Source organism: Pantoea sp. WEP (assembly GCF_041678305.1).
GTDB lineage: Bacteria > Pseudomonadota > Gammaproteobacteria > Enterobacterales > Enterobacteriaceae > Pantoea > Pantoea dispersa.
In genome coordinates this window covers 955472-981714 of sequence record NZ_JBGNXB010000001.1, presented here as the reverse complement: position 1 = coordinate 981714, position 26243 = coordinate 955472, and the positions used below count along the sequence as shown (strand labels likewise).

19 protein-coding genes are annotated in these 26243 nt (G+C 60.2%); 5 read left to right on the top strand and 14 right to left on the bottom strand.

Annotated features, from left to right (window positions below; genetic code table 11):
• Window positions 1-34 precede the first annotated feature (34 nt).
• Window positions 35-1270 (bottom strand): N-acetylmuramoyl-L-alanine amidase AmiC, encoded by a 1236-nt coding sequence (gene amiC, locus ABVR31_RS04405; RefSeq protein WP_372771896.1) that lies wholly within the window; start codon window positions 1268-1270, stop codon window positions 35-37.
• A gap of 232 nt (window positions 1271-1502) precedes the next feature.
• On the opposite strand from amiC, the gene argA reads away from it, so the two are divergent.
• The gene (argA, locus tag ABVR31_RS04400) at window positions 1503-2831 is read left to right on the top strand and encodes an amino-acid N-acetyltransferase (RefSeq protein WP_372771894.1); all 1329 of its coding nucleotides are present in this window, start codon (window positions 1503-1505) and stop codon (window positions 2829-2831) included.
• Between the two features lie 52 nt (window positions 2832-2883).
• On the opposite strand, the gene recD is transcribed toward argA, so the two are convergent.
• From recD to rppH, 12 genes are all read right to left on the bottom strand, one after another.
• A complete protein-coding gene (recD, locus tag ABVR31_RS04395; RefSeq protein ID WP_372771892.1) occupies window positions 2884-4731 on the bottom strand; it encodes an exodeoxyribonuclease V subunit alpha in 1848 nt (615 codons plus the stop codon).
• Entirely contained in the window at window positions 4728-8267 is a 3540-nt protein-coding gene (recB, locus tag ABVR31_RS04390; RefSeq protein WP_372771890.1) for an exodeoxyribonuclease V subunit beta, read from the bottom strand. The genes recD and recB overlap by 4 nt, the downstream gene beginning before the upstream one ends.
• Complete coding sequence (gene ptrA, locus ABVR31_RS04385; protein ID WP_211725623.1) at window positions 8264-11161, bottom strand: pitrilysin; 2898 nt, start codon at window positions 11159-11161, stop codon at window positions 8264-8266. The genes recB and ptrA overlap by 4 nt, the downstream gene beginning before the upstream one ends.
• A 107-nt stretch (window positions 11162-11268) precedes the next feature.
• Window positions 11269-14649 carry an exodeoxyribonuclease V subunit gamma gene (gene recC, locus ABVR31_RS04380; protein ID WP_372771888.1) on the bottom strand — a complete coding sequence of 1127 codons (3381 nt, stop codon included), beginning with the start codon at window positions 14647-14649 and terminating at the stop codon, window positions 11269-11271.
• 61 nt (window positions 14650-14710) lie between these two features.
• Window positions 14711-15001: a prepilin-type N-terminal cleavage/methylation domain-containing protein gene (locus ABVR31_RS04375; RefSeq protein ID WP_315656540.1), complete on the bottom strand. Its 291-nt coding sequence runs from the start codon at window positions 14999-15001 to the stop codon at window positions 14711-14713.
• A 1-nt stretch (window position 15002) separates the two neighbouring features.
• The gene (locus tag ABVR31_RS04370) at window positions 15003-15431 is read right to left on the bottom strand and encodes a DUF2509 family protein (protein ID WP_064511411.1); all 429 of its coding nucleotides are present in this window, start codon (window positions 15429-15431) and stop codon (window positions 15003-15005) included.
• Entirely contained in the window at window positions 15428-15967 is a 540-nt protein-coding gene (locus ABVR31_RS04365; RefSeq protein WP_372771886.1) for a prepilin peptidase-dependent protein, read from the bottom strand. Before ABVR31_RS04365 ends, ABVR31_RS04370 begins: the two co-directional genes overlap by 4 nt.
• On the bottom strand, window positions 15958-16428 hold the full coding sequence (locus ABVR31_RS04360; protein ID WP_315656513.1) for a prepilin-type N-terminal cleavage/methylation domain-containing protein: 471 nt from the start codon (window positions 16426-16428) through the stop codon (window positions 15958-15960). The genes ABVR31_RS04365 and ABVR31_RS04360 overlap by 10 nt, the downstream gene beginning before the upstream one ends.
• 204 nt (window positions 16429-16632) lie before the next feature.
• Window positions 16633-17427 (bottom strand): thymidylate synthase, encoded by a 795-nt coding sequence (thyA, locus tag ABVR31_RS04355; RefSeq protein ID WP_021506704.1) that lies wholly within the window; start codon window positions 17425-17427, stop codon window positions 16633-16635.
• The gene (gene lgt / locus ABVR31_RS04350; protein ID WP_021506703.1) at window positions 17424-18305 is read right to left on the bottom strand and encodes a prolipoprotein diacylglyceryl transferase; all 882 of its coding nucleotides are present in this window, start codon (window positions 18303-18305) and stop codon (window positions 17424-17426) included. Before lgt ends, thyA begins: the two co-directional genes overlap by 4 nt.
• Window positions 18306-18417: 112 nt before the next feature.
• Window positions 18418-20664 (bottom strand): phosphoenolpyruvate--protein phosphotransferase, encoded by a 2247-nt coding sequence (ptsP, locus tag ABVR31_RS04345; RefSeq protein WP_104188424.1) that lies wholly within the window; start codon window positions 20662-20664, stop codon window positions 18418-18420.
• Window positions 20665-20676: 12 nt separating this feature from the next.
• Complete coding sequence (gene rppH, locus ABVR31_RS04340; protein WP_031279497.1) at window positions 20677-21207, bottom strand: RNA pyrophosphohydrolase; 531 nt, start codon at window positions 21205-21207, stop codon at window positions 20677-20679.
• 684 nt (window positions 21208-21891) lie between these two features.
• Here rppH and mutH point away from each other — a divergent pair.
• The 4 genes from mutH (at window position 21892) to ABVR31_RS04320 (ending at window position 24905) form a co-directional block, all read left to right on the top strand.
• Complete coding sequence (gene mutH, locus ABVR31_RS04335; protein WP_058757065.1) at window positions 21892-22578, top strand: DNA mismatch repair endonuclease MutH; 687 nt, start codon at window positions 21892-21894, stop codon at window positions 22576-22578.
• Window positions 22579-22675: 97 nt separating this feature from the next.
• A complete protein-coding gene (locus ABVR31_RS04330) occupies window positions 22676-23386 on the top strand; it encodes a TerC family protein (protein WP_021506699.1) in 711 nt (236 codons plus the stop codon).
• Window positions 23387-23502: 116 nt separating this feature from the next.
• The gene (locus tag ABVR31_RS04325) at window positions 23503-23721 is read left to right on the top strand and encodes a YgdI/YgdR family lipoprotein (protein WP_372771882.1); all 219 of its coding nucleotides are present in this window, start codon (window positions 23503-23505) and stop codon (window positions 23719-23721) included.
• 143 nt (window positions 23722-23864) lie between these two features.
• Window positions 23865-24905: an NADP(H)-dependent aldo-keto reductase gene (locus tag ABVR31_RS04320; RefSeq protein WP_021506697.1), complete on the top strand. Its 1041-nt coding sequence runs from the start codon at window positions 23865-23867 to the stop codon at window positions 24903-24905.
• Window positions 24906-25104: 199 nt separating this feature from the next.
• On the opposite strand, the gene ABVR31_RS04315 is transcribed toward ABVR31_RS04320, so the two are convergent.
• On the bottom strand, window positions 25105-26232 hold the full coding sequence (locus ABVR31_RS04315; RefSeq protein ID WP_372771880.1) for a DDE-type integrase/transposase/recombinase: 1128 nt from the start codon (window positions 26230-26232) through the stop codon (window positions 25105-25107).
• Between the last annotated feature and the right edge of the window lie 11 nt (window positions 26233-26243).

Sequence of the window (26243 nt, the reverse complement as noted above, 5' to 3'; positions counted from 1 at the left end):
GCCCGGTAAAAAGCGGCATCGCTGCCGCCCTGCCCTAACGCCGTGCCAGCACACCGCCTTTGTCAAAATACGCCTTGATACCGTACAGAATGGCTTCCGCCACCTGATGCTGATAACGCGGCGTACGCAGCTTGCGCTCCTCTTCGACGTTACTGATAAACGCCGTTTCCACCAGAATCGACGGGATATCCGGCGCTTTCAGCACCGCAAAGCCGGCCTGATCCACCGTGCGTTTATGCAGGTGGTTAATGTGGCCCATGCGCGTCAGCACTTCTTTGCCAAACTTCAGACTGTCGCTGATGGTCTGCCGCTGCACCATATCGAACATGGTGTGGTCGAGATAGCGATCGCCACTCATGCTGACCCCGCCGATCAAATCCGCTTCGTTCTGCGTCTGGGCGAGAAAGCGCGCGGCGGCCGAGGTTGCGCCGCTGGTGGAGAGCGCGAAGACCGAAGAGCCGCGCGCCGCCCGGCTGGTAAAGGCGTCGGCGTGAATTGAGACAAACAGATCGGCGCGCTGCTTGCGCGCTTTCGCTACCCGCACGCGCAGCGGTATAAACACATCTTCGTTGCGCGTCATGTAAGCCTTCATATTACGTTCTTTATCGATCAGCGCTTTCAGATAGCGTCCAATCTTCAGCACGATATCTTTCTCGCGCGTTTTGTACTTGCCGTGCGCCCCGGGATCTTCTCCACCGTGACCGGGATCGATCATGATAATAATCGGTCGATCGCGCCCGGCTTTACCCGGTAGCGGCGCCTGCGCCGGTTGATCGCGCTCCAGTTCGCCCTGGTTGTAATCCTTCAGTAACGCCAGCAGCGGATCCTCTTCCTGTGACGACTGGCTGGGATAGAGATCGACCACCAGCCGGTGGCGAATACCCGCGACCGGATCGAGGGTGAAGGTTTTCGGTGCCACGCTGCGCTTCAGCTCCAGCACCACGCGCACCGTGGTGGGATCAAACTGACCGACGCGCGCGGTTTTAATGTAGGGATCGTCCACCCGCACCAGCTTATCAATGCCTTTCAGCGCGCTGTTGATGTGCAGGTTCTGGATATCGATCACCAGCCGTTCGGGATTGCTCAGCGTGAACTGCTTATAGTGCAGCGCGACGTTGGATTCCAGCGTCACGCGCGAGTAAGTCGAGGATGGCCAGATGCGTACGGCCACAATGTGCTGACTGGCCGCAAAACCGCTGCGCGTCACGCTCAGCAACCACAGCGCACCTGCGCCCTGTAAAAGTCGTCTTCGGGTAAAAGCTTCGGACATGCCGCTCCAGCTACTGTGTTATGTCTAAAAAATCGTCAGTTGACGAGCAGAAGGCGAAAACTTTATTCAATGAGGAATGTCTTGTCTTGCCGGAAAAACCAGATAATGCAGTCTGTTAGCGTGGCTTGCATCAGGAAAATCGTAAAGTAACGTCAGGTCCGATGCTTGCAAAAAGTGGCGAAAGAGCATAAAAATACATAAATTTCGAATAACCATTCACAGAGGGTTTGCCGTGAAGGAACGCAGTACCGAACTGGTTCAGGGTTTTCGCCATACCGTTCCCTATATTAATGCCCACCGTGACAAGACGTTTGTCATCATGCTGGGTGGCGAGGCCATCGAGCATGAGAACTTCTCCAGCATCGTTAACGATATCGGCCTGTTGCATAGTCTCGGCATTCGCCTGGTGGTGGTTTATGGCGCGCGGCCGCAGATCGATGCCAGCCTCGCGCAGCAGCAGCTGGAGCCGATTTATCACAAACACACCCGCGTGACTGATGCCCAATCGCTGGAGCTGGTGAAGCAGGCGGCCGGGCGTTTACAGCTCGATATTACGGCGCGTCTGTCGATGAGCCTGAATAATACGCCGCTGCAGGGCGCGCATATTAATGTGGTGAGCGGTAACTTCATCATCGCTCAGCCGCTGGGCGTGGATGACGGCGTCGATTACTGCCACAGCGGCCGCATCCGCCGCATTGACGAAGAGGCGATCCATCGTCAGCTGGATAACAATGCCATTGTGCTGCTGGGGCCGGTAGCGGTCTCGGTGACCGGCGAGAGCTTTAACCTGACCTCGGAAGAGGTGGCGACGCAGCTGGCGATCAAGCTAAAAGCCGAGAAGATGATCGGTTTCTGCTCCGAACAGGGTGTAACCGACCGCGAAGGCACCATCATTTCCGAGCTGTTCCCGAACGAGGCGCAGACGCGGATTGATGAAATGGAGAGCGACGGTGATTTTCTCTCCGGCATCGTGCGCTTCCTGCGTGGCGCGGTCAAAGCCTGCCGCAGCGGCGTGCGCCGCAGCCATCTGATCAGCTATCAGGAAGATGGCGCACTGCTGCAGGAGCTGTTCTCGCGTGACGGTATCGGTACGCAGATTGTCATGGAGTCGGCTGAGCAGATTCGCCGCGCCAACATTAACGACATCGGCGGGATTCTCGAACTGATTCGTCCGCTGGAGCAGCAGGGCATTCTGGTGCGCCGTTCACGCGAGCAACTGGAGATGGAGATCGACAAATTCACCATTATTCAGCGCGACAATATGACCATCGCCTGCGCAGCGCTCTATCCGTTCCCGGACGAGCAAATCGGCGAGATGGCCTGCGTGGCGGTGCACCCCGACTATCGCAGCTCGTCACGCGGCGAGCTGCTGCTGGAGCGCGTGGCGCTGCAGGCGCGGCAGATGGGGCTGAAGAAGCTGTTCGTGCTGACCACGCGCAGTATCCACTGGTTCCAGGAGCGCGGCTTCACGCCGGTGGATATTGAGTCGCTGCCTGAAAGCAAAAAGCAGATGTACAACTATCAGCGTCGTTCCAAAGTGCTGATGGCAGACTTACGCTAAGCGCCACTGCTCATCAAAGCGCCGCTGAGGGCTATTCCCCGCGGCGGCGCAATCATCTACCCTCTTCTCCCCCTAAGCGATCCAGCAGCCCGCTGCGCCGCTGCGTGCGCAGCTGCACCGCGCGCCGGAACACCGCGTCATCACTGAACAGCGTCAGCTGGCTGCGCGCCCGGGTAATAGCCGTGTAAATCAGCTCGCGCGTCAGTACCGGCAGGAACTGAGCCGGCATCACCAGCGCGGTGTGGTCAAACTCCGAACCCTGTGATTTGTGCACCGTCATCGCCCATGCCGTGTCATGGGCCGGCAGGCGACTTGGCTGTACCGCTTTGATGCTGCCATCAGGCAGCGGGAAAAACACCTTGAGCAGCCCTTCCTCATCGAACAGCGTAATGCCGATGTCACCATTGAACAGGCCGAGCGCGCTGTCGTTACGCGTCACCATCACCGGACGCCCCTGATACCAGCGGCTGCCCCCTGCCGGACGCCGAATCAGCTGCAGCTGCATCAGCTTGTGCTCAATACGCTGATTGAGCCCCTGCACGCCAAATGGCCCTTCGCGCAGGGCGCACAGCAGCTGATAACGGCCAAACGCAGCAATCACCTCGGCCGGTGCGGCACGCTGGTTAATCAGCTGGAGAAATGGCCGATAGCCTTCGGCAATCTGCGTCAGCATCGCCTGATACGCTTCGGCATCGTTGAGCGGCTGGCGCACGATATCGCTAAAGCCCGCCTGAAAGGCCGCCTCGACCGCCTGCGCTTCGCCGGCGTTGACCGCCGCAGCCAGCTGACCGATGCCGGAGTGCGCCGCGAAACGGTAGCTTTTGCGCAGCAGGCAGATGGCATCGCGCACCGCCGGGGCCACCGCATCATCGGTGCCGGCAACCTCGCAGCCGGTCAGCGTGGTGAGCTGCAGCGCACGCACCGGACTGTAACCCGCCTCGGCACAGCGGCAGATATCCCCGAGTACCGCACCGGCTTCAACCGAGGCCAGCTGGTCGCGATCGCCGAGAAAAATCACCCGCGCGTGAGCGGGCAGCGCAGCGATCAGGTTTGCCATCATGCCAAGATCGACCATCGAGGCTTCATCGACCACCAGCACGTCGAGATGCAGCGGGTTACCGGCGTGGTAGCGCAGACGCTGCGTCTCCGGCTGGGCACCGAGTAAACGGTGCAGCGTGGTGGCTTCTGCCGGAAAACGCTGGCGCTCCGCATCGCTGACGTCGAGACTGCGCAGCGCCTTACCCAGCGACTCGGTGAGCCGCGCCGCCGCCTTGCCGGTAGGCGCGGCCAGCTGAATGCGCAGGGTTCCCTCACTGAGGCGAATCAGCGCCGCCAGCAGCTTCGCCACCGTGGTGGTTTTGCCGGTGCCGGGCCCGCCAGAGATCACCGCGGTTTTTTGCGTCAGCGCCACCGCCGCCGCAATTTTCTGCCAGTCCTCAGGCTGGCAGCCGAAAAAGGTATCCAGCACGCTGCGCACCTGTTCGGGCGCAAACAGCTGCGGCGCCGCCTGTGGCTGGAAAAAGCGCGCCACTTCCCCTTCGTGATGCCAGAGCCGGTGCAGATAGAGCCGGTTATCACGCAGCACCACCGGTGCCGGGCGATCGCTGGCGCTGAGCGCCTGCCAGTCCGCCAGCAGCGTCGGCCAGTCCTGCGGCTCGCCGGCGGCCTGCCAGATGGCGTGCGCCAGCTCCGGATGACGACCGCTGAACAGCCCTTCGCGGGTAAGCTGCGACAGCGGCAGGCAGACGTGACCGTCACCGGCTTCCGCGCTGAGACAGGCAGCCGCCAGCAGATGCGCGGGCCGATCGTCGTCGGCCAGCAGCCGGGCAAACTGAATATCCAGCGCCCGCAGCAGGCGCAATTCTGCCGCCTGTGCCAATAGCGTACTCATGCTACTCATGCTGCTGCTCCCGGCCCGCGAAACAGGCTATCCAGTTGTGAAACGAAATCTGATGTTGGTCGGGTATGGAACACCCCGTTATCCGGCGAGCTGCCATCCATGCCGCGTAAAAACAGATAGAATACGCCGCCAAAATGCTGTTCATAATCGTAATCCGTCAGGCGGTGCTGCAAATAGCGATGCAGTGCCAGCGTATACAGCTGATACTGCAAATCGTAACGGTGGTCGATCATCGCCTGCGCCATCGCCTGCGGTGTGTATGCCTGATGGCTCTCGCCCAGCCAGTTAGATTTGTAATCCAGCAGATAGTATTTGCCCTGCCAGCGAAATACCAGGTCGATGAAGCCTTTCAGCATGCCCTGCACCTGACGGAAGTCGAGCGGCGGCGCCTGACGCGACAGCGGATCCTGCCGCATCAACGCGTCCAGCGCCGGTGCCGTCAGCAGTCCATCAATCGGCAGATAGAACTCCATCTCGATCAGGCGATTGCCCGGTGTGATGTCGCTCAGCCGGATCCCTTCAGTGTTGAGCGGCGTGTTCACCACGCGGGTAATCCACTCGCTCAGCATCGGCTGCCAGTGCAGCGGATAGCCGCTCTGCTGCAACTGCTGTTCCAGCTGCGGCGCTAAAGGCGGCTGGGTGAAGTCGAGCGATTCAAACAGCGTATGCAGGAAAGTCCCGGGCGCTGCGCCACGCGGGAAATGGTGCGGCGTCAGCGCGGCTTCCAGCACTTCCGCCTCGCGATCTTCCCCGACCGCTTCCGCATCGAAGCCCGGCATCACATCCAGCAGACGGTGACTGCCGTGCTGCTGCAGCCCGGAGTAGCTGGTGACACGCCACGGATCGGCCAGCGCGCGCGTGACGCTGCGCGCATCCAGCGCATCGTCAACCTCGTCCAGCGCCTGCCAGCGTTCATGGCCCTGCGGCTGCGCCAGCACCACTTCGGTTCCGGTCACGCTGATGTCGTGCAGTAAACTCGCCAGCTGTTCTGCGGTGGCCGGCTCGCCGCGCTGCAGCAGGAAACCCAGCGCGCTTTTATGTAAATCGCTCTCGCCCTCTTTCTTGCGCGTGCCGCGAAACAGCGGTGCCACGCCGACGCTGCAGTGATACACCGAACGCGTCAGCGCCACGTACAGCAGGCGTAAATCCTCTGCCAGCCGCTCCTGCTCTGCCAGCGCCAGACTTTGCTCATCATTCTGCAAATCCAGCACCGCGTTGTAATGCTCGCGGTCGTGATAGAGCGCGATATCGGCCTCGCGGAAACCGGCGGCAAACGGCAGCCACACCAGCGGATATTGTAACCCCTTGGATTTATGGATAGTGACAATCTGCACCAGGTGGCGGTCGCTCTCCAGCCGCAATTGCTGGCTGGCCGACTGGCTGTCCGGTCGGGCAATTTGCTGCGCCAGATAACGCACCAGCGCGTGCGGACTGTCGAGCTGGGCCGCCGCCTCCTGCAGCAGTTCGCCGAGGTGCAGCAGATCGGTCAGGCGACGCTCGCCATTCTCTGAGGCCAGCAGGTTTTCTGCCAGCTGGCGCTCCAGCATCAGCTGACGCAGCATCGGCAGTACGCCACGCTGGTGCCACAATTGCTGCCAGCGGGCAAAGGTATCTACCAGCGCATCCCAGCCGCGTGCATCCTGATCCAGCGCGTCCAGCTGCGCGGCATCAAAGGCAAACAGCGACGTGGCCAGTGCGGTGCGCAGCATCCGCTCCTGCTCGGGCGCGAGGATCGCCTGCAGCAGCCACAGCAGTTCTCGCGCCTCGGGCGTGGTATACACGCTGTCGCGGTTGGAGAGATACACCGAAGGGATGCCGAGCTGATTGAGCGCGGCGCGAATCAGATTGGCTTCGTTCCGGCTGCGCACCAGTACCGTGATGTCCGAGGCCTGCACCGGCCGCTGGTCAGGCGTTTTGCCCAGCAGCGCGCGCTGTTGCTGACCTGCCTGCAGCCAGCGGCTGATATCAGCGGCGCACTGCTGCGCCATCAGCTGCTGGTATTCGCTGACGCTGCAGCCTGCGCCCGGCTGTAGCCAGAAGCGCAGCGCGGCCTGTTCCTCGCCGTCGATACTCAGCGACAAACGCTGATTGGGCGGCGCGGCATTGACCGGCAGAAACGGGATGTCCGCAAACAGAAACGGTGCGGGCTGGCGCATAAACAGCTGATTGACGCTCTCCACCATCGCCGGTGACGAGCGCCAGTTGGTATCCAGCGTGTAGTGCGCGTGAACTTCACTGCGCGCGCGAATATAGGTAAAGATGTCCGCACCGCGGAAGGCATAGATAGCCTGTTTCGGGTCGCCAATCAGCAGCAGCGCATGCTGCGGCTGTTGTAAATAAAGCGTGCGGAAAATACGGTACTGCAGCGGGTCGGTATCCTGGAATTCGTCAATCAGCGCCACCGGAAAGCGCTGGCGAATCGCCTGCGCCAGCTGCTCGCCGCCGGGCTGTTGCAGCGCCTCGTCCAGCCGGCTCAGCAGATCGTCAAACCCCAGCAGCGCCTGCAGGCGTTTCTCTTTACGCACCGCGTGACGCACCTCCACCAGCGCGCGTGCAATCACCAAATCGCGCAGCGACAGCGGCTGCGCCAGGAATGTATCAATGGCGGCAAACAACGGGTGCTGCGGTGGCGCGCCCTTTTTGGTTTTTTCATTGAGCACCTGCTGACCGAAACGCGCCAGCTCGGTGGGAATCTGGTAATCCGCGGTCTCGCTCTGCGCCCAGGCGCTGACTTTGCTGACCCACAGCGGCAGGTTTTTACTGCTGTAGCTGCGCTTATCAACATCAGACTGCCCGACCAGCGTCAGCACCTCTTCGCCCAGCGCCCGCCACTGCGCTTTCATTTCGGCAATGCGCGCCAGGTTGCTGCTGTGGCGCGATGTCAGGGTTTCACTGTCGTGCGGCGCCAGGCGCAGGCTGGGCGACTCGCCCTGCAGCCACGGGCGCAGCGTCGACAACAGCTGCTCCGGCCCGCTCCATTCCGCAACGATGACGCGCGCAATATCCAGCGTCAGCGGATAGCAGTGGCGCCGCCAGAAATCCGCCGTCGCCTGACGCAACAGCAGCTGTTCATCTTCAATCAGCTGCTGCTCGAACAGCATACCGGACTCAAACGCGTTGAGATTGAGCATGCGCTGGCAGAAGCCGTGAATGGTGAAGATCGCCGCCTCGTCCATCTGACGTTCCGCTGCCAGCAGCAGCGAGGCCGCCTCAGCGGGCTGGGCAATGTCGGCCAGCAGCTGCATCAGCATCGGATTTGCGCTGACGCCGCGCAGACAGGCCAGCCGCAGCTCATGAATATTTTCCCGGATACGGCCGCGCAGTTCGGCGGTGGCGGCTTCGGTAAAGGTCACCACCAGAATCTCTTCCACCGACAGCGGGCGCGCATAAGCATTCTGCCCGCCAAGTCCCAGCAGTAAACGCAGGTAGAGCAGACCAATGGTAAAGGTCTTACCGGTGCCGGCGGAGGCCTCAATCAGACGCTCACCCTGCAGCGGCAGCGTCAGGGGATTGAGCGATTCAGGGCGCTGACTCATGGTGCATCACTCTTCACGGAGAGCGACTGCTGCAGCCGGGCGACTTCATCCCAGGTGGTAAAGCCCGGCAGCGGCGCGTAATCCGCATCGTGGGTGCCATCGTGACTGCCGCCAATCTGCGAGATCATCGCCATGCCCTGCTGCGCCAGCACGGCCTGATGGAAAAAGTCAGCCAGGCTGGCCGGTGTCAGCTGCTGAATTTGCGCAATGGCTTTTTCGCGTGTATCAAACGCGAAGTTCTGGCGATTGAAATCACGACTGTAACGGTTGGCCTCTTCATCCAGCGTTTGCGGACGCTGTTTCAGATCGTTGATCAGTGCCTGCTGATACTGGGCGAAATCTTCCGCTTTCATGCTGCGCAGACGCTGTTCCGCCTGCGGATAGAACGCCTGGAAACGCTGCAGCAGATAAGCTGGCGCTTTACTGTTGCTTTGCAGCAGGAAGCCAATGCCCCACTGGCGGCCAATCGGCATCTGATAAGCGAACACCGCATAGCCCAGTTGCTCCTCGGTGCGCAGCTGATTGTAGAACCACGGCTGCACAATCTGGCTCAGCATGGTGCTGTTAGCCATACTTTGATACTCGCTGTAGCCGAGCGGCACATACAGCGTCGCCAGCGCTGAGTCGGTGCTGCTGCCGGTTTTCTGCAGGTTGGCTTTGATCGGCTTATCCACCACCACATAATTGCTGTGCCAGTAACCGTGCCCCGTGCTGTGCAGCTGCTGTTTAAGCTCTTCGCCCAGCTGCCTGACGCGATCGGCCGACAGGTTGCCGACCACCATCATTTCCGGCGTGGCGTGCTGGATCAGCGCATCGCGGTAATCCATCACCTCCTGCAGCGTGATCTGTTTCACCAGCTGGCGTCGCGCCTCACGCTGGGTATAAGGCAGCTGGGACAGCATTTGCATCGGCTGAATCGCCTGTTCAAACGCTTTGCCCTTTTCCGCTGCTTCCAGCCGATCCAGATACCAGGATTTCGCCTGCTCCAGCTGCTGCGCATCCGGCTGGAAGCTGGCGTAGCCTTCAACCAGCTTTTTCAGCAGCTCCGGCAGGCGCTGGGTGAAGCCGCTGGCATTGAATACCAGCCCGTCGTCCTCACCGGTAGAGAAGCTGATGCCGCCCACCGAAGCCTGCGAATTCAGCTCATCCAGCGCCAGGCTGGAGAGGTAGTCGTTGAGACCAAACAACACCTGCTGGCGCGCATCGCTGATCGCGGATTTGTTTCGCAGCGCGAGCGTAATAGCGGCCTTCGGCTCGCTGGCGTAGAACTGGCTCGGCATCCAGTAGATGCGCATGCTGTCACCATTGGTCAGCGCCACCGGATGATCGTAGTGCTTACCGTCAGAGGGGATGAGGGCGAAATCCGACGGAATGTAGGGATTCAGGGTCGGCAGTGACAGCGGAATCTGCTGCGCCTGCTGCTGCCAGTCGCTGAACTGCGTGGCGCTGATTTTATCCACCTGATAAGGCGCATTCACAAAGTAAGCCTGTTTGTTGTGCGGCTCAGCGGGACTGATGTACCAGATGCGGGCGTTCTGCGGCGTCATCTCAGCCAGACGGGCGTTGATCGCGGCCGCATCATAGCGGTCGGCCAGATAAGGTGCATCCAGCGTGTGCGTCACCGGCACGCGCAGCATGGTATCCACCAGCCACTCAATGTAATCCATATCGCGGGTAATTGATGGATAGCGGAAATCCAGCGCCAGCACGTGCGCGACTTCATCGAAATAGCGCTTGTCGATGCCTTGTTTGCGCAGCATATCAAGGTAGCTGAATACTGCAGCCACCACGCGATCGCGCTGTGCCAGGCCTTTGTCGGTCAGCGAAACCGAGATGGCAAACACGCCGCTGTTGCGCTCGGTCATCGGATCCGCGCCGGCATTGACGCCATCCGCCAGTCCCTGCTGCTGCAACCAGTCGTTCAGGGTATTTTTGCTGCGGTTGCCCAGCAGATAACTGATTAAGGTGTCGGTTTTGCTGCGGAACTGGTCGCTGTCGTTGGCGATGCGAAACTCAATTTTCAGCTGCTTGCGCGGCTGCGCTGGCACGTAATGAATGATGATGCCTTTCTGCGCATCGGTGACCACCGGCACGGTAATGTCCGGCACGCTGGCCTGATGATTGGCCACGCGACCAAAGGTCTCGGCAGCGATCGTCGCCATCTCCGGCAGCGGTTTGTTACTGTAAATCACCGCTTTCATCAGATTCGCCGAATAGTGGCGGTGATAGAAATCGAGCAGCGCCTGATGCAGGTTGCTGTCGGGTTTGTCACTCAGGGTATCAAGGTTACCGCCCGAATAGCGCGAGCCGGGGTGCGCCGGATTGAGGGTTTCCGCGCCAACCTGCGCCATACGCAGCCCATCGCGCGAGCGTGCCATCGTCAGCTCAGCGTTAACCGCATGCCGCTCGCGGTCCGCGTTGGTCGGGTCGAGCAGGGGTTGCGCAATCGCATCCGCCAGACGATCCACCGCCGGTTGCAGCGCATCGTTTTCAACTTCCAGGTAAAACGCGGTGCGGTACGAGGCTGTGCTGGCATTGTGGCTGCCGCCGTGCTTCTTGAGAAACTCCGCCAGGTTATCCGGCTGCGGATAATTTTTTGACCCCATCAGCACCATGTGTTCCAGATAGTGTGCCAGGCCCAGCTGACTGTCGGGATCGTCCAGAGAACCGATCGGTAACGTCAGCGCTGCCAGCGATTTCGGCGCGGCAGCATCCGACACCAGCAGCACCGTCATGCCGTTGCTCAGGGTAATGGCCTGATAACTGCGCGGATCGTGATCGCTCTTGCGGATGGTTTCATCAATCGGCTGCCAGCCGCGCCCGTCGTCGGCAAAGGCATTCAGCGCCAGCATGCTCAGCAGCAGCGCTCCTATCCAGCGTGCGTAAATCCGCATTTAAACCCCTTAACGTTACCCTTATCCGCCGGCGTTGCGCCGGTCGGGATACTCAAACACTTTCTTATATGACGGTGGCTGCCAAGGTACAGGCCGCACTTCCGTTGCTATTCATCATCCTGATGCGCGAGGCGCACCGGCAAATACCACTGACGCGCCGCAGCGATGATCTGCTGCTGCGTCGGCTCGTCCAGCGTGCGGCACAGGCGCTGCAGATAGGGATCGCTGCCTTCGCCTTCAACCTGGTAGCCACCCTGCCACGCCTGCAACAGCTTGTTGAGCGCCTTTTTCTGCGTGGCGTCATCTTCCTGAAGCTGGCCGGATTTGCTGTCAAAGCTGGCGTCCAGCCAGGCGCCGCCGGATTTATTCAGCAGCAGCAGCGGCTGCGCCAGACCCGCCTCACAGGCGGCCACATATTCAGCCAGCTGCGCCTGCGCCTGGGCAGGTGCCACGGCCGCGAAGCGCCAGCGGCTCTGTTTGCGACCATACATGCGGCTGGTGCCGTTGCCGCCCAGCGCACAATACACCAGATGTTCCAGCCACAGCAGCAGGCCATCGTTGATGTTGAGCACGCCCGGACGCCAGCGTAACAGCCCATCAGCTTGCACCTGAGTCAGCCAGCCGGTCAACTGCGTTGCGCCCAGCGTCAGGTTGACTTCCCAGCTCTCCGCCGGCAGCCGCTGCGCGCTCACTTCCGCCGCCACCTCCTGCATCTCTTCGGTCTGGCTTTGCCAGAAAAGTTCCCCGAAGGCGCCGTAAGGCAGATTACCGGCGGCGCGGTGGTGCGCATACAACTGGGCCGGATCGTCACCGTTGACCAGCGTATTGAGCAGTTCAGCATTGATCTGATAGCGCTCCAGGCTGTCCGGTGCGAACGGTTCGCTGTCCGGCAGCTCGCTCTCCTCCATCCAGAAAGCCACGCCGAGGCGCTGCTGGAACCACGCCCGCACCGGATGACGCCAGAAACGCAGCAGCTGCTCCAGCGACAGCGTGGTCAGCGGCTGAACCGGCAGCGGCTGAACAAACCCGGGCTGCGCCACGCCGCTGCCGGTCGCCGCCGGCAACCATTCTGCGGCAAAGCTCTGCACGTGGCTCCCCGGCTGGAAATTTTCCGCCGCAAACGGCATACGGCTGTGCAGGCGTTGCAAATGTGCCCGCACCCGCTGCTCACTGACGTCCGGCTCACAGGCTTCATCGCCCGGCAGACAGAAGCTTTGCGCCAGATAATCCACCAGTTCAGTCACCAGCACCGAGGGATAGCGCTCGGTGTTGTCCTGAATCGCCCGGCCAATGTAGCTGATGTACAGCTGCTGCTGCGCCGAGATCAGCGCTTCAAGGAACAGATAGCGGTCATCATCACGCCGGCTGCGATCGCCTTTCCGCGTCTGCTGCTGCATCAGGTCAAAACCCAACGGCGCCAGGGTGCGCGGATACACACCGTCGTTCATGCCCAGCAGGCACACCACTTTAAATGGGATGGAGCGCATCGGCATCAGCGTACAGAAGTTGATCGGCCCGGCCAGGAAGCGCTGGCTGATGCGCTGCTGATCGAGGCGCGCACGCAGCTCATCGCGCAGCAACGTGACCGGAATCGGCTGCTGATAGGCGGCCTGCATCCCCTGCTCAATGATCTCCTGCCACTGCGTTTCGACCAGCAGCAGCGCCGCCTCGCTGTCGGCATCGCCGCTGAAGAAGCTGTCGATCAGCTCGCGGCACAGCGGCAGCCAATCGGCCAGGGTGCGCGTCTGCGCAAGGCGCGTGCGCCAGCTGTCGAGCCGCGCCAGCAGCTCGGCCAGATGGCCCGCCAGCTCGGCGATCAGGCCGCTGGATTCGTCATACGGCAGAATGCCCTGCCAGTCGCCGTTGCGGCTTTCCAGCGCGTAGCCCAGCAGCATCCGCTGCAGGCCGAAGCGCCAGGTGTGCTGGCCGGTAACCGGCAGTGCCAGCGCTTCCACGCTGGCGTCATCCAGTCCCCAGCGGATGCCGGATTCCATCACCCAGCGGCGCAGCAGGCGCAGGCCGCTCTCCTCGACGGAGAAACGCTGTGCCAGCGCCGGCACCTCCAGCAGCGCCAGCACCTCTTCTGAGGCAAAGCGACTGTCCGGCAGTGCCAGCAGGCTGAGCAGCGCGAGAATGGCCGGATGCGCCTGACTGGCGCGCCGGTCAGAAATGGCGAACGGCAGATAGCGCTCAGGCGGGGCACTGGCAAAAGCCGCCTGAATAAAAGGCGCGTAGCTGTCGATGTCTGCCACCATGACGATGATATCGCGCGGCTTCAGCTCCGGATCGGCTTCCATCAGCGCCAGCAGGTGATCCTGTAGCACTTCCACTTCACGCTGGGCGCTGTGACACACCTGCAGCGTGATGGAACGATCGTGCGGATCGAGCCGGCGCTTGTCCATGCTGTCTGCCAGCTCGCCAGCGCTGAGCCCAATCACCGCGCGATCGTCAAGATTGAGCAGATCAGCCTGCAGGCAGTGCAGCAGATTATCCGGTGACATCTCCACAAACGCATCGATGTCGTTGGCGGCTGACTCCATCTGGCTCAGCAGAAACAGGTTGTCGCGGCCCAGCTTGCCCCACGAGGCCAGCAGTGGATTGGTCAGCTGCTGCTCGCCCAGTTCGTTAAACAGCGCTGGCGCGGCATCCGGGTCGCGGAACAGCGGCTGCGTCTCCTGCGAATGCAGGCGCAGCCGCTGGCGGCTCTGCAGCTTCGCGAGGAAGGCGTAATCCTGAATGTCGCCCCAGTAGTGACGACAGGGATTGGTAAACAGCAGGTGAATATCAATGTGGCGGCCCAGCGCTTCCAGCGCCTGCAGATAAACCGGCGGCAGCGCAGAGATACCGCAGATGAAGACGCGCTGCGGCAGCCCCGGCGGCGGCGTTGACGCCTGCTCCAGCGCCTGGATAAACCGTGCATAGAGGTTGGCACGGTGCCACATCGGCTGACCGAGGCTGCGCGTGAATTCGACCAGATCGCGCCATAGCGCCGCCTGCCACTGCTGAGCGTCGCTCAGCCCGTCCACCTGTTCGCCGCGCTCCCAGCGGTTCAGCCAGTCGGACCGGTAGACCAGATACTGGTCGAACAGATCCGCCACGCGCGCGCTGAGCTGGTAGAGTTTGCGCTGATCGTCGTCGTCATGCAGATAGCTGCGTAGCGGCTGAAACGCCTCCTGTTCCAGCAGCACCGGCAGCCGGTGCATCAGCTTCCAGCTCATGCTGGCTTTGGTGAAAGCACTCTCTTCCGGGATATCCGGCAGCACTTTAACGAACATGCTCCAGATAAAGCTGGCGGGCAGCGGAAAATCAATGTTGGCGGCAATGTTGAAGCGGTTAGCCAGCTCCATCTGCAGCCACTGCGCCATGCCCGGGCTCTGTACCAGTACCTGCTCAGCCGCGAGCGGATCGGCCAGCGGCTGGAGTTTTATCAGCTCTACCGCTAAGTCTTTCAATAAATCTAACCGATTGGAGTGGTAAACCCGGAACATAAAACTCCTTAAAGAAGGGAAAGCGCAGCCCGGTCACTCTACCCTTAATCGTCTGGCCTGCCTACCCGCCGGCATCACCTTCGCGGCAATTGAGCCGTGCCAGCGACGCCGTGCGCTGATGGGGTCCGGTGACGGTAACGCGATCCAGCACGCAGCCGCCAGGTAAACTCTGCGGCTGGTGCACAATGTGCCAGCCGGCGGTATCACGCCCGAGCAGCGCCTGCCCGGCTACCTGCCACGCCTGGCGCTGCTGCCACTGCTGGCTAAATCCCAGCGCCAGTGCGCGATGATACTGCAGCAGCGTGCTGATGGTCATCGCCAGCAGCAGCATGGTGACCAGCGTTTCCGCCAGGCTAAAACCCTGCTGTCGCCTCTGGCAACTGACACTGCTCCGCCTTCGCCAGCGGGCAGTAGTCGATCCAGCCATGCGGCTGTGGCTGCAGCTGACCGTTCCGCAGCGACACCCACTGATAGAGCACGAGCGCACGTCCGGTGCCGCGCGCCGATAATAAGCCATGATTCTCCTCCTGCCGAAGCAGACAGCTTTGCCACGCGTCGGCCTGAGCGGTCTGACACTGCCAGCCTGCGGCCTGTGGCCAGTTTTGCTGCCGGCCCCACGTTAAAGCGGCCTGCGCCTGCCAGAAATCCTGCTGATGCTGCTGCTCGTCGGCGACCAGCGCCATGCCCTGCGCCAGCTGCGTGCGCGCGGCGTGCAGCGTGAGCCCGCCCATCAGCAGTAACATCACCACCATGCCTAGCGTGCTGTTGCCACGCTGCTTCACAGATTCAACCCCTCCGCTATTATCGTCAGCTCTGCCTGCTGGCGGCCCGCCGTGGCGGCCAACTGCAACAGCAGCCGCGTGCCCTGGCGCTCAACCCGGAAGGTGCTGAGGGTGAGGAATGCCGGATCGGTGATGCGCTCCCAGCCGTTGCTGTTGCACTCGTCCACGCCGCGCTGCATCTCCAGCTGTCCGTTGCGCAGACGATAGCCGTAATAATCGCTTTCACTGTGACCGACGCCTTCCCAGCGTCCGTTACTGTTTTCGTCCCAGCGCAGCAATACACAGCTGCCGCTGCTCACCAGCGTGAGCGCCGCACCGCTGCACTGGCCGTGACAGTAACCGGCACGGCGCAGCGCTTTGGCCAGTGAGCCGGCAATCTGCTGCAGCTCCTGTTGCAGCTGGACCCGCTGCTGCAGGCGCAGGTTCTGCTCCAGCAGCAGCGGCAGAAAGCGGCCGACGCTGACCATCAGCACCGCGCCAATCGCCATGGCGATCAGCATCTCCAGCAGACTGAAGCCTCCCTGCACTATTCGCATCCCTTCTCTCCTGGCTGGCAGACCCGGATGCGCGCCCGGGCGGAGAGGATGACGCGCCAGCGGCCAGCTGCGCTCTCCAGTTCGATACTGCCGGGCCGGGCCACATCGCGTCGGCCGTAAAAGCCCGGCTCGCCGACCAGCGCGGTGATGCGCACTTCGCTATAAGGTGGCCGGAACAGCCAGCGCGACGGCAGCTGACACCCTTCTGCGCGCTGCGGCCCGGTGCCGAGGCAGCCGTTTTCGCCCGGCTGCAGCCACAGGCTGAGGTCGCGGTTGTGCCAGCTGGCGTGCGCACGCAGCCGCAGCAAAAAGCTCTGCAACTGCAGTGCGCTCTCACGCAGTTGCTGATACTGCTGCCAGCGCTGCCAGCCCTGTAAGGCTGCGATGCTGAGGATGCCGGCAATCACCATAACCAGCAGCAGTTCCGGCAGCGTAAAGCCGGCGTTTTGGGTTCTGTTCATAACCGGCACTCTGCGCCTGCCGGACGAAAAGCAACAGCGGCAAACAGAGAAGATGGAAAGCGTGCCGCAGGAAAGTTATGCCCGGTGCAGACAACACCCTTTTTTTTGCGCGTCGGATTCAGAAAATCCCCGCAGAAGCGGACGGAGGCCAGGCAAAAAAAAAGCCCTGCGCGATGGCAGGGCCTGATGCTGGAGAGCGGCAGATTACACGGCGACCGGCGCTTTGATCGCCGGATGCGGATCGTAGCCTTCGATCTCAAAATCATCGAACTGGTAATCAAAAATCGACGCGGGCTTACGCTTAATCACCAGTTTCGGCAGCGGTCGCGGTTCACGCGTCAGCTGCAGTCGCGCCTGTTCGAGATGGTTGCTGTACAGGTGCGTATCGCCGCCGGTCCAGACGAAATCGCCCACCTCAAGATCGCACTGCTGTGCCACCATATGCACCAGCAGCGCATAGCTGGCGATATTGAACGGCAGGCCGAGGAAGATATCGCACGAACGCTGGTACAGCTGGCACGACAGCTTGCCATTCGCCACGTAGAACTGGAAAAACGCGTGGCACGGCGCCAGCGCCATCTGATCCAGCTCACCGACGTTCCATGCCGAAACGATAATGCGGCGCGAATCCGGATCGCGTTTCAGCTGCTCAATCACCTTGCTGATTTGATCGATCTCTTCGCCGGAAGCCTTGCCCCAGCTGCGCCACTGCTTGCCGTAAACCGGTCCCAGATCGCCATTTTCATCCGCCCACTCGTCCCAGATGGTGACCTTGTTCTCTTTCAGGTAGCCGATGTTGGTGTCGCCTTTGAGGAACCACAGCAGCTCATGAATGATCGAGCGCAGATGCACCTTCTTGGTGGTGACCAGCGGAAAACCGTCCTGCAAATTGAAACGCATCTGGTGGCCAAAGATGGAGAGCGTGCCGGTACCGGTACGGTCGGCCTTTTCTGCGCCTTCATTCAGCACATGTTGCATCAAATCCAGATACTGTTTCATTTTACCTCACGCGTTTGTTGCTGCGGGCGACGACGATACGCCCAGACCATCATAATCACTCCGGCCAGAATCATCGGGATCGACAGAATCTGGCCCATACTGATACCGCCTTCGAACAGGCCAAGCTGGGCATCCGGCTGGCGGAAAAACTCCACGATGATGCGGAATGCGCCGTAGCCAATCAGGAACAGGCCGGAGACGCTGCCCATCGGTCGCGGCTTGCGAATAAACAGGTTGAGAATGATAAACAGCACGATGCCTTCCAGGCACAGCTCGTACAGCTGTGACGGATGGCGCGGCAGCACGCCGTACGTGTTCAGCAGTTCCTGATATTGCGGGTTGTTGGCCGCCAGCGCGAGGTCTTCGCTGCGCGAACCCGGGAACAGCATGGCGAATTTAAAGTCAGGCGCCACGCGGCCCCACAGTTCGCCGTTGATGAAGTTGCCGAGACGGCCAGCACCGAGGCCAAACGGGATCAGCGGCGCAATGAAATCAGAGACCTGGAAGAAGGTGCGTTTGGTACGGCGGGCGAAGATCAGCATCACCACGATCACCCCAATCAGACCACCGTGGAATGACATGCCCCCGTCCCACACTTTGAACAGATAGAGTGGGTTGTCGAGGAACAGCGGCAGGTTATAGAACAGCACGTAGCCGATGCGGCCGCCGAGGAACACGCCGAGGAAGCCCGCGTACAGCAGGTTTTCAACTTCTTCTTTCTTCCAGCCGCTGCCGGGTTTGTTGGCGCGGCGCACCGCCAGCCACATAGCAAACACAAAGCCTACCAGATACATCAGGCCGTACCAGTGCAGCGAAACCGGTCCGATGGAGAAGATCACCGGATCGAATTGGGGAAATGAAATGTAGCCGTTAGTCATCTTTCACCATGTTTTTTCTGCCCGCAAAAGGGCGTGGCTAAAGGGCCATACAATAAAAGGCTGCGCATCATAGCACAGCCGCTTTTCACAATTTCCGCAGAAATGTAAACAGTTAACGTCCGCCGCGAATCAGTCCGCCCAAGCCGCGCCGCTCCATGAAGGCCGACACCAGATGGCGCACTTCCGTTGCGGTGTGTGCCATCACGCCCTGCTGGCTCAGTTTCTGCGCCTCTTCATAATCGAGGTGGCGCAGCAGGTATTTGACGCGCGGAATGTTCTTGCCGTTCATGCTGAGATGGTGATAACCCAGACCCACCAGCAGCGCGACGCACATCGGATCGCCCGCCATTTCACCACACAGGCACAGCTCCAGTTTGGCCTGGCGGGCTTCACTGGCGATGGTTTGCAGCGCCCGCAGCATCGCCGGATGCAGCGAATCGTAAAGGTTGGCAACGCGGGTATTGTTGCGATCGACCGCCAGCAGATACTGGGTGAGATCGTTGGTGCCGACGGAGATAAAGTCCACGCGTTGCGCCAGATGCGGGATCAGGAACAGCATCGACGGCACTTCAATCATCACGCCAATACGCGGTTTTGGAATGGCATAACCGAGCATCTCTTCCACTTCGCGACCGGCGCGATCGATCAGGCGCCGTGCCTCTTCGATCTCGTCGATATGACTGATCATCGGCAGCAGAATGCTCAGGTTGCCCGAGGCGACGTTGGCGCGCAGCATGGCGCGCACCTGCACCAGGAAGATCTCCGGCTGGTCGAGCGTCAGACGAATGCCACGCCAGCCGAGACAGGGGTTCTCTTCACTGATCGGCATGTAAGGCAGCTGTTTGTCAGCGCCGACATCCAGCGTGCGCAGCGTCACCGGTTTGTCGTAAAACAGTTGCAGCATGCCCTGATATTGCGCCACCTGCTCCTCTTCCGACGGGAAGCCGCTTTGCAGCATGAACGGAATTTCGGTGCGATACAGGCCGATGCCGTCAACCCAGTTGTCGAGCGCCTGTTCGTGTTCCGGGCTGAGACCGGCGTTGAGCATCACCTGCACGCGCTCGCCGCTTTTCAGCTCGCCGGGCTGCTCCACCACATCTTCGGCCATTTTGCTCAGCGCGTTCTCTTCGCTGATCAGCCGCTGATACTCCTGCACCAGCACCGGCTCCGGATCGATCAGCACTTCGCCGCGATAGCCGTCTACGATCAGCAGCCGCTTGTTGAGCTGCGACGGCAGGATATCCGCGCCCATCACGGTCGGTATACCCATGGCGCGAGTGAGGATCGCCGCGTGCGAGTTGGCTGCGCCATCGCGCACCACCACACCCGCCAGCCGCTCCTGCGGCAGCTCCGCCAGCGTGGTGGCGGTGAGTTCATCGGCCACCAGCACAAAGCGTTCCGGCCAGGCGTTGGTGCCCACCAGCGTGTCGTCAAGGTGGAACAGCAGCCGCTGGCCGAGCACGCGCAAATCCCCGGCGCGCTCGCGTAAATAGTGATCCTGCAGGCTGGCAAACTGTGCGGCAAACTTCTCGATCACCGTTTTGACCGCCCACTCGGCTACCGATCCGCGCTCGATCTCGGCAAATAGATCTTTTTTCAGTCGCGCATCGGTGAGCAGGTGCGAGTAGAGATCGAAGATCGCCGCGCTCTCTTTCTGCACGCTGGCCGCGAAACGCTTGCTGAAGCGACGAAACTCGTTGCTCGCCTCGCCCATGGCGACAATCAGGCGCTCGCGTTCACGCTGTGGATCGAGCGTAGAGGCGGCGGACACCTGGTCGAGCAGCGGCTGCGTTTCATCAACCCAGCCAGGTGCAACGGCGACGCCCGGCGCGGCGGCAATCGCTTTGACGCGCGTCTGGCGGAACTGACCGAACAGCTGGCCAAGCTGCGACTGCGACAGCAGCGCGGCCATCTGCGTGGCCAGCGTAACCAGAAATGACTCTTCGCTTTCGTCGAACTGACGATGCTCTCGCTGTTGCACCACCAGCACGCCGAGCAGTTGACGCCGGCTAATGATTGGCACACCCAGAAACGAGCGGTAGCGCTCTTCTTTGACGGAGGGAATGTATTTGAAGCTGGGATGACTTTGCGCATCGGCGAGGTTGATCGGTTCGGCCAGGCGGCCCACCAGCCCTACGATACCTTCGTCGAACGCCAGCGTAACCGTGCGGCCGCGCGGCTTTTTCAGGCCGCGCGTCGCCATCAGGTAGTAGCAACGCCGATCGTGATCGGCGAGGTAAACCGAGCAGACCTCGGTCTCCATCGCCAGGCATATTTCGTTGACCAGAATGTCGAGTGCTTCATTCAGACGCGGTGCACTCGCCACTTTTTCTACAATTTCGCGCAACTGAGTGAGCATAAAGGGCGTGGCCTATCCTCTTTTACGTCGATGGGCGGCGTTGTTATTGCGCTGCCCCGCACTCTCCTGCATAGACATCACCACGCCAGCGAATTCCTTCATGACGCGGCGATACACATCGCGCTTGAAAGAGACAACCTGACGTACCGGATACCAGAAGCTGACCCAGCGCCAGCCATCGAACTCCGGCGTGCTGCTGTGTTGCACATTGATATCCGCGTCACTACACATCAACTGCAGAAGAAACCACTTTTGTTTCTGGCCGATACACACCGGCTTTGTGTCCCAACGCACCAAACGTTTTGGCAACTTGTAACGTAACCAGTTACGGGTTGAAGCAAGTATTCGAACATCTTTGCGGTGTAAACCCACTTCTTCGAACAGTTCGCGATACATCGCCTGTTCAGCGGTTTCACCCGGATTGATGCCTCCCTGAGGAAACTGCCAGGAGTGCTGTCCAAAGCGCCTGGCCCATAACACTTGTCCTTGCCTGTTACAGATTACGATACCAACATTCGGGCGGTAGCCATCATCATCGATCACTGGACTACCTCAAAGCTAAATTTGAATAGCCTGATTGTTTCATACTCCTTACAGGCGGTAAACCACTGGATATCCGCGCCGCTGACCGGATAACAATGGGATAACTCACAGATAATAGCCATGTTATAAACAGACAGGGGCATTTAACGGCGATCTTATTCACCTTTTCTGTGGATAGCTTTGTGCAGAACACGGGAATGAGTTGAATAACCGCTTCGGAAAATTCTCATGCACGCCGGGGAGAATAGCACTAAAACCACCATTTATCATAGCGATAGCCTGTTAACCCGTTCAGATACACAGCGTGAAAGCCGGTTATTCTTCCCCACGCGGTTACCGCTGCTCAAAGATCCATCACCGTTGATTTTATCCACAGAGAATGTCCTAAACCTGGGCAGAGAATGGAAAAAAAGCGCGCAGTTCGGCAAAGTCAAGGCTGTAAATGGAAACAGGGGTGGGCAAAACGTGGGGTTATCCCACTTTTCTGTGGATAACTGGGTTTAAGATCCTGTTCATTGTCGATAACAAACCGGGATAACCGCCTCTTACCCTGGTGAGCGCCTGGTCAATCGCGCTAAAAAAGCATGCTGAATCATGCTATTATCACGTTTACATTGTCCGGCACGATGTGGACAACGCGCGCTGACCTTTACTGACCATATTTTAACCAATGCGAGTTTTATCATGAATTGCCCTGCCGCCTTGCCTGCTGCGCCCCGTAACGAAGCCGAACTGCTCCAGCGTGCCCAACAGCTGGCTGGTCAGAGCTTTGCCGCGCTGGCCGCGCAACTCGGCCTGCCGATGCCCGCCGATTTACGCCGTGACAAAGGCTGGGTCGGTATGCTGCTGGAGCTGCTGCTGGGCGCCAGCGCCGGCAGTAAAGCCGAGCAGGATTTTGCGCATCTCGGTATTGAACTCAAAACCATTCCGGTCGACGCGCTGGGTAAGCCGCTGGAAACCACCTTTGTCTGCGTGGCACCGCTCACCGGCAACAGCGGCGTTACCTGGCAAACCAGCCACGTGCGCCACAAGCTGGCGCGGGTGCTGTGGATCCCGGTGGAGGGCGATCGCGCCATTCCGCTGGCCGAGCGCCGCGTGGGTTCGCCGCTGCTGTGGCAGCCGAATGCGCAGGAAGAGCAGCAGTTACGTGAGGACTGGGAAGAGCTGATGGACATGATCGTGCTCGGCCAGGTGGAGCGCATCACCGCCCGCCACGGTGCGTGGCTGCAAATCCGGCCGAAAGCGGCCAACAGCAAAGCGCTGACCGAAGCCATCGGCGAACATGGCGAGCCGATCATGACGCTGCCGCGCGGTTTTTATCTCAAGAAGAGCTTTACCGGACCGCTGCTGGCACGGCATTTTCTGCTGTAATTCCTGGTACAACTTCGCCCTTGCAGGATCGCTTTAGGCAGCGCCGCCTGCGCCGTGTATAATTCCCGTTTACTTTTCGTTTAGGAATGAAGGATTCATGTTTGACTGGATTGCTGATCCCAACGCCTGGCTGGCGCTGGGAACATTAACCATTCTGGAAGTGGTGCTGGGTATCGATAACATTATTTTCCTGTCTCTGGTGGTCGCGAAACTGCCGCAGCACCAGCAAAACCGGGCGCGCCGGCTGGGTCTGATGGGGGCGATGTTGATGCGCCTCGGGCTGCTGGCCTCCATCGCCTGGGTGGTGAGACTGACGCAGCCGTTGTTTTCCATCATGGACCACGCCTTCTCCGCGCGCGATCTGATTCTGCTGTTCGGCGGCCTGTTCCTGCTGTGGAAGTCGAGCATGGAGATCCATGAAACCATCGAAGGCGGCGAAGAGGAGCACAAAACCAATGTGCACTCTTTCTTCGGTGCCATCGTACAGATCATGCTGCTCGACATCATCTTCAGCCTGGATTCGGTGATTACCGCCGTCGGTCTGTCCGATCACCTGTTCATTATGATGGCGGCGGTGGTCATTGCGGTGCTGATGATGATGGTGGCCGCGCGCGCGATTGGTGAGTTTGTTGAGCGGCATCCGTCGGTCAAAATGCTGGCGCTGGCGTTTCTGATTCTGGTCGGCTTTACCCTGATCCTCGAGAGTTTTGGTATGCATGTACCAAAAGGTTACATTTATTTTGCGATGTTCTTCTCCATGGCGGTAGAGTGTCTGAACCTGATGCGCAGCAGGAAAAACAAAGCGTAACCTGTCAAGGGCGAGCGCATCTCGCCCTGTTATTTTAGGAATGATGCGATTACTCCAGCTGGCAAAAGCATTTATTACTACACTTTTGCTGTTGAAGTGGCTTGAGGGAGCTGAGAATGAAAGGGTTGGTAAGTGCAGTGGGCCTGCTGCTGGCGGCGCTGGCATTAAGCGGTTGCAACAGTGATTACGTTATGGCCACCAAAGATGGCCGCATGATTATGACCGAAGGTAAGCCGTCGATTGATAAAGAAACCGGTCTGGTGCAGTACACCGACGAACAGGGCCATGTTATGCAAATTAATGGTGACGAGGTTTCCACCATCATTGAGCGTTAAGTGCCAAATTGCCTCGCCTGTACGCGTTTTCCCCCTGTGCAGGCGATTTCCCGAACTTTCCCCCCTTCCTTCTGCGCCACTTCACAGGCTATAGTCCCAGAGAACACAACATTCCGTTTCATAATGAAAAAAGGAAGCCGGCAATGCATTATCACCGTATCCCCCATAGCACGCTGGAAGTCAGTCAGCTGGGGTTAGGCACGATGACGTTTGGTGAGCAGAATAGCGAAGCCGACGCCCACCAGCAGCTTGATTACGCCGTTAGCCAGGGTATTAACCTGATTGATACCGCCGAGATGTATCCGGTGCCACCGCGTCCGGAAACCCAGGGCCTGACCGAAAAATACATTGGCAGCTGGCTGCAAAAGCGCGGCAGCCGCGACAAAATCATTCTGGCGAGTAAAGTCGCCGGCCCGGTGCGCGGCAGCGATGCGCTTATTCGCCCCAACCAGGCGCTGGATCGCAAGAACATCCGCGAAGCGCTGGACGCCAGCCTGAAACGCCTTAATACCGATTACCTCGACCTCTACCAGCTGCACTGGCCGCAGCGCCAGACTAACTACTTTGGCAAGCTCGGTTATCAGTACAGTGATAACACCGCCACCGTTACGCTGCTGGAGACGCTGGAAGCGCTGACCGAACAGGTGCGCGCGGGCAAGATCCGTTACATTGGCGTCTCGAACGAAACGGCCTGGGGCGTGATGCGCTACCTGCAACTGGCGGAGAAGCACGAGCTGCCGCGTATCGTCACCATTCAGAATCCGTACAGCCTGCTGAACCGCAGTTTCGAAGTGGGTCTGGCAGAGATCAGCCAGCATGAGGGTGTGGAACTGCTGGCTTATTCCAGCCTGGCCTTTGGTACGCTGAGCGGCAAATACCTCAACGGGGCGAAACCGGCCGGCGCGCGCAATACGCTGTTCAGCCGCTTTACCCGCTACAGCGGCGAGCAGTCACAGCAGGCGATTGCTGCCTACGTGGCGCTGGCGAAACAGCACAACCTTGATCCGTCACAGATGGCGCTGGCCTATGTGCGGCAGCAGCCGTTTGTGGCCAGCACCCTGCTCGGTGCCACCACCATGGAACAGCTGAAGGTTAATGTGGAGAGTTTCAATCTGACGCTGAGCGGCGAGGTGTTAGAGGCGCTGGAAGCGATTCACCGTCAGTATACGTATCCGGCACCGTAATCTCCCTGGTGCGCGTTAACGCGCACCCTACAGGGTTTGTGTTACCCTCGCGTACCTGCTGTGGTTTTGGTGCGCGTTAACGCGCCCCCTACAGGGTTTGTTACCTTCGCTTACCTGCTGCGGTTTTGGTGCGCGTTAAGGTACGACCGGGCACATGGGTAACAGATCAGACCGGGCACACAGGTAACACTTTTTGTGGTCAGTCGATCCGGATAATACGCTTTTCTGCCCGGTCATAATACGCAAGGATGAGCCTGTCGAAGAGGATGACGTCAATGCCGTCGTCCACTTCCAGGAACCGCACGTATTCCCCCCGTAACGCCGCGCTCAGGAAGGTTCGCCCGTTCAGCCTCAGGTCGCCTTTTTCACCGACTTTGTACAGCTTCGCCCCCTCCGGATAGCCCACCTCCGGCACTTTTCCGTCCCATTTCCGCGGTGAAGGCGTCCATATTTTCGCGGGCGGCTGCTGCCCGTGCGCCTCATGCGGCTTTTCCTGATTGAACTCGTTCCGCCATCCGCTGCACCACGCCTGCTGCTCCGGCAGCGAGCCAAAGACGTCGTGGTGGCTCATGGCGACCTTCAGCGACCGGTGCATCCGCTCGTGGCGGGCGTTCTGCCCCGGACAGCCCGGCGCGGTTCTTTCCGGCTGTATCCCCAGCTTTATCAGCCACACGCTCAGCTGCGTCAGCGCGAGAATGCCCGGCGCAACGAAGGGCGAGCCGTTGTCGGTGCGGATAACGTCGGGCAGCCCGCCTTCCAGGAAGGCCCTTTCCATGCAGCCGCGCACGAACACCGTGGTCTCCGACGTGCCCGGCTCGCAGGACAGCAGGTAGCGGCTGTGGTTATCGGTAAGCGTGAAGGGGCGGCACCAGCTGCCGTCTTTCAGGCGGAAGCGCCCTTTAAAATCAGCGCTCCAGACGTGGTTATTCCTCACGGGCGTCGTGAGGCTGCGCAGGTTGCCCGGCGTTCGCTTGCGCGGCGTCCGCGGCTGAACCATTCCCGCCGCCTTCAGCAGGTCGCCGATGGTGCTGGCGGCAGGGACGCTGAAGTCAGCGCCGTTGCTGAGGAACCAGTGGCGGATTTTTTTTGGCCCCCAGTCGGGGTGCTGCTGGCGGAACTGAACGAGGCGCGCGGTGATGTCGGGGGCGATTTTATCGGGCTGGAGATGGCGGGCGCGGGAGAGATTTTCAAGCGAGGAGAGCTCGCCGGGGTTAAAGCGGCTGAGCCACTTGTAGCCGGTTTTGCGGCTGATGCCGTGGCGGTGACACAGCTGCGTCATGGATTCCCCGCCTGCCTGGCAGGCGAGGATGAATTCAAGGCGTTGCATGGTAACAGTCT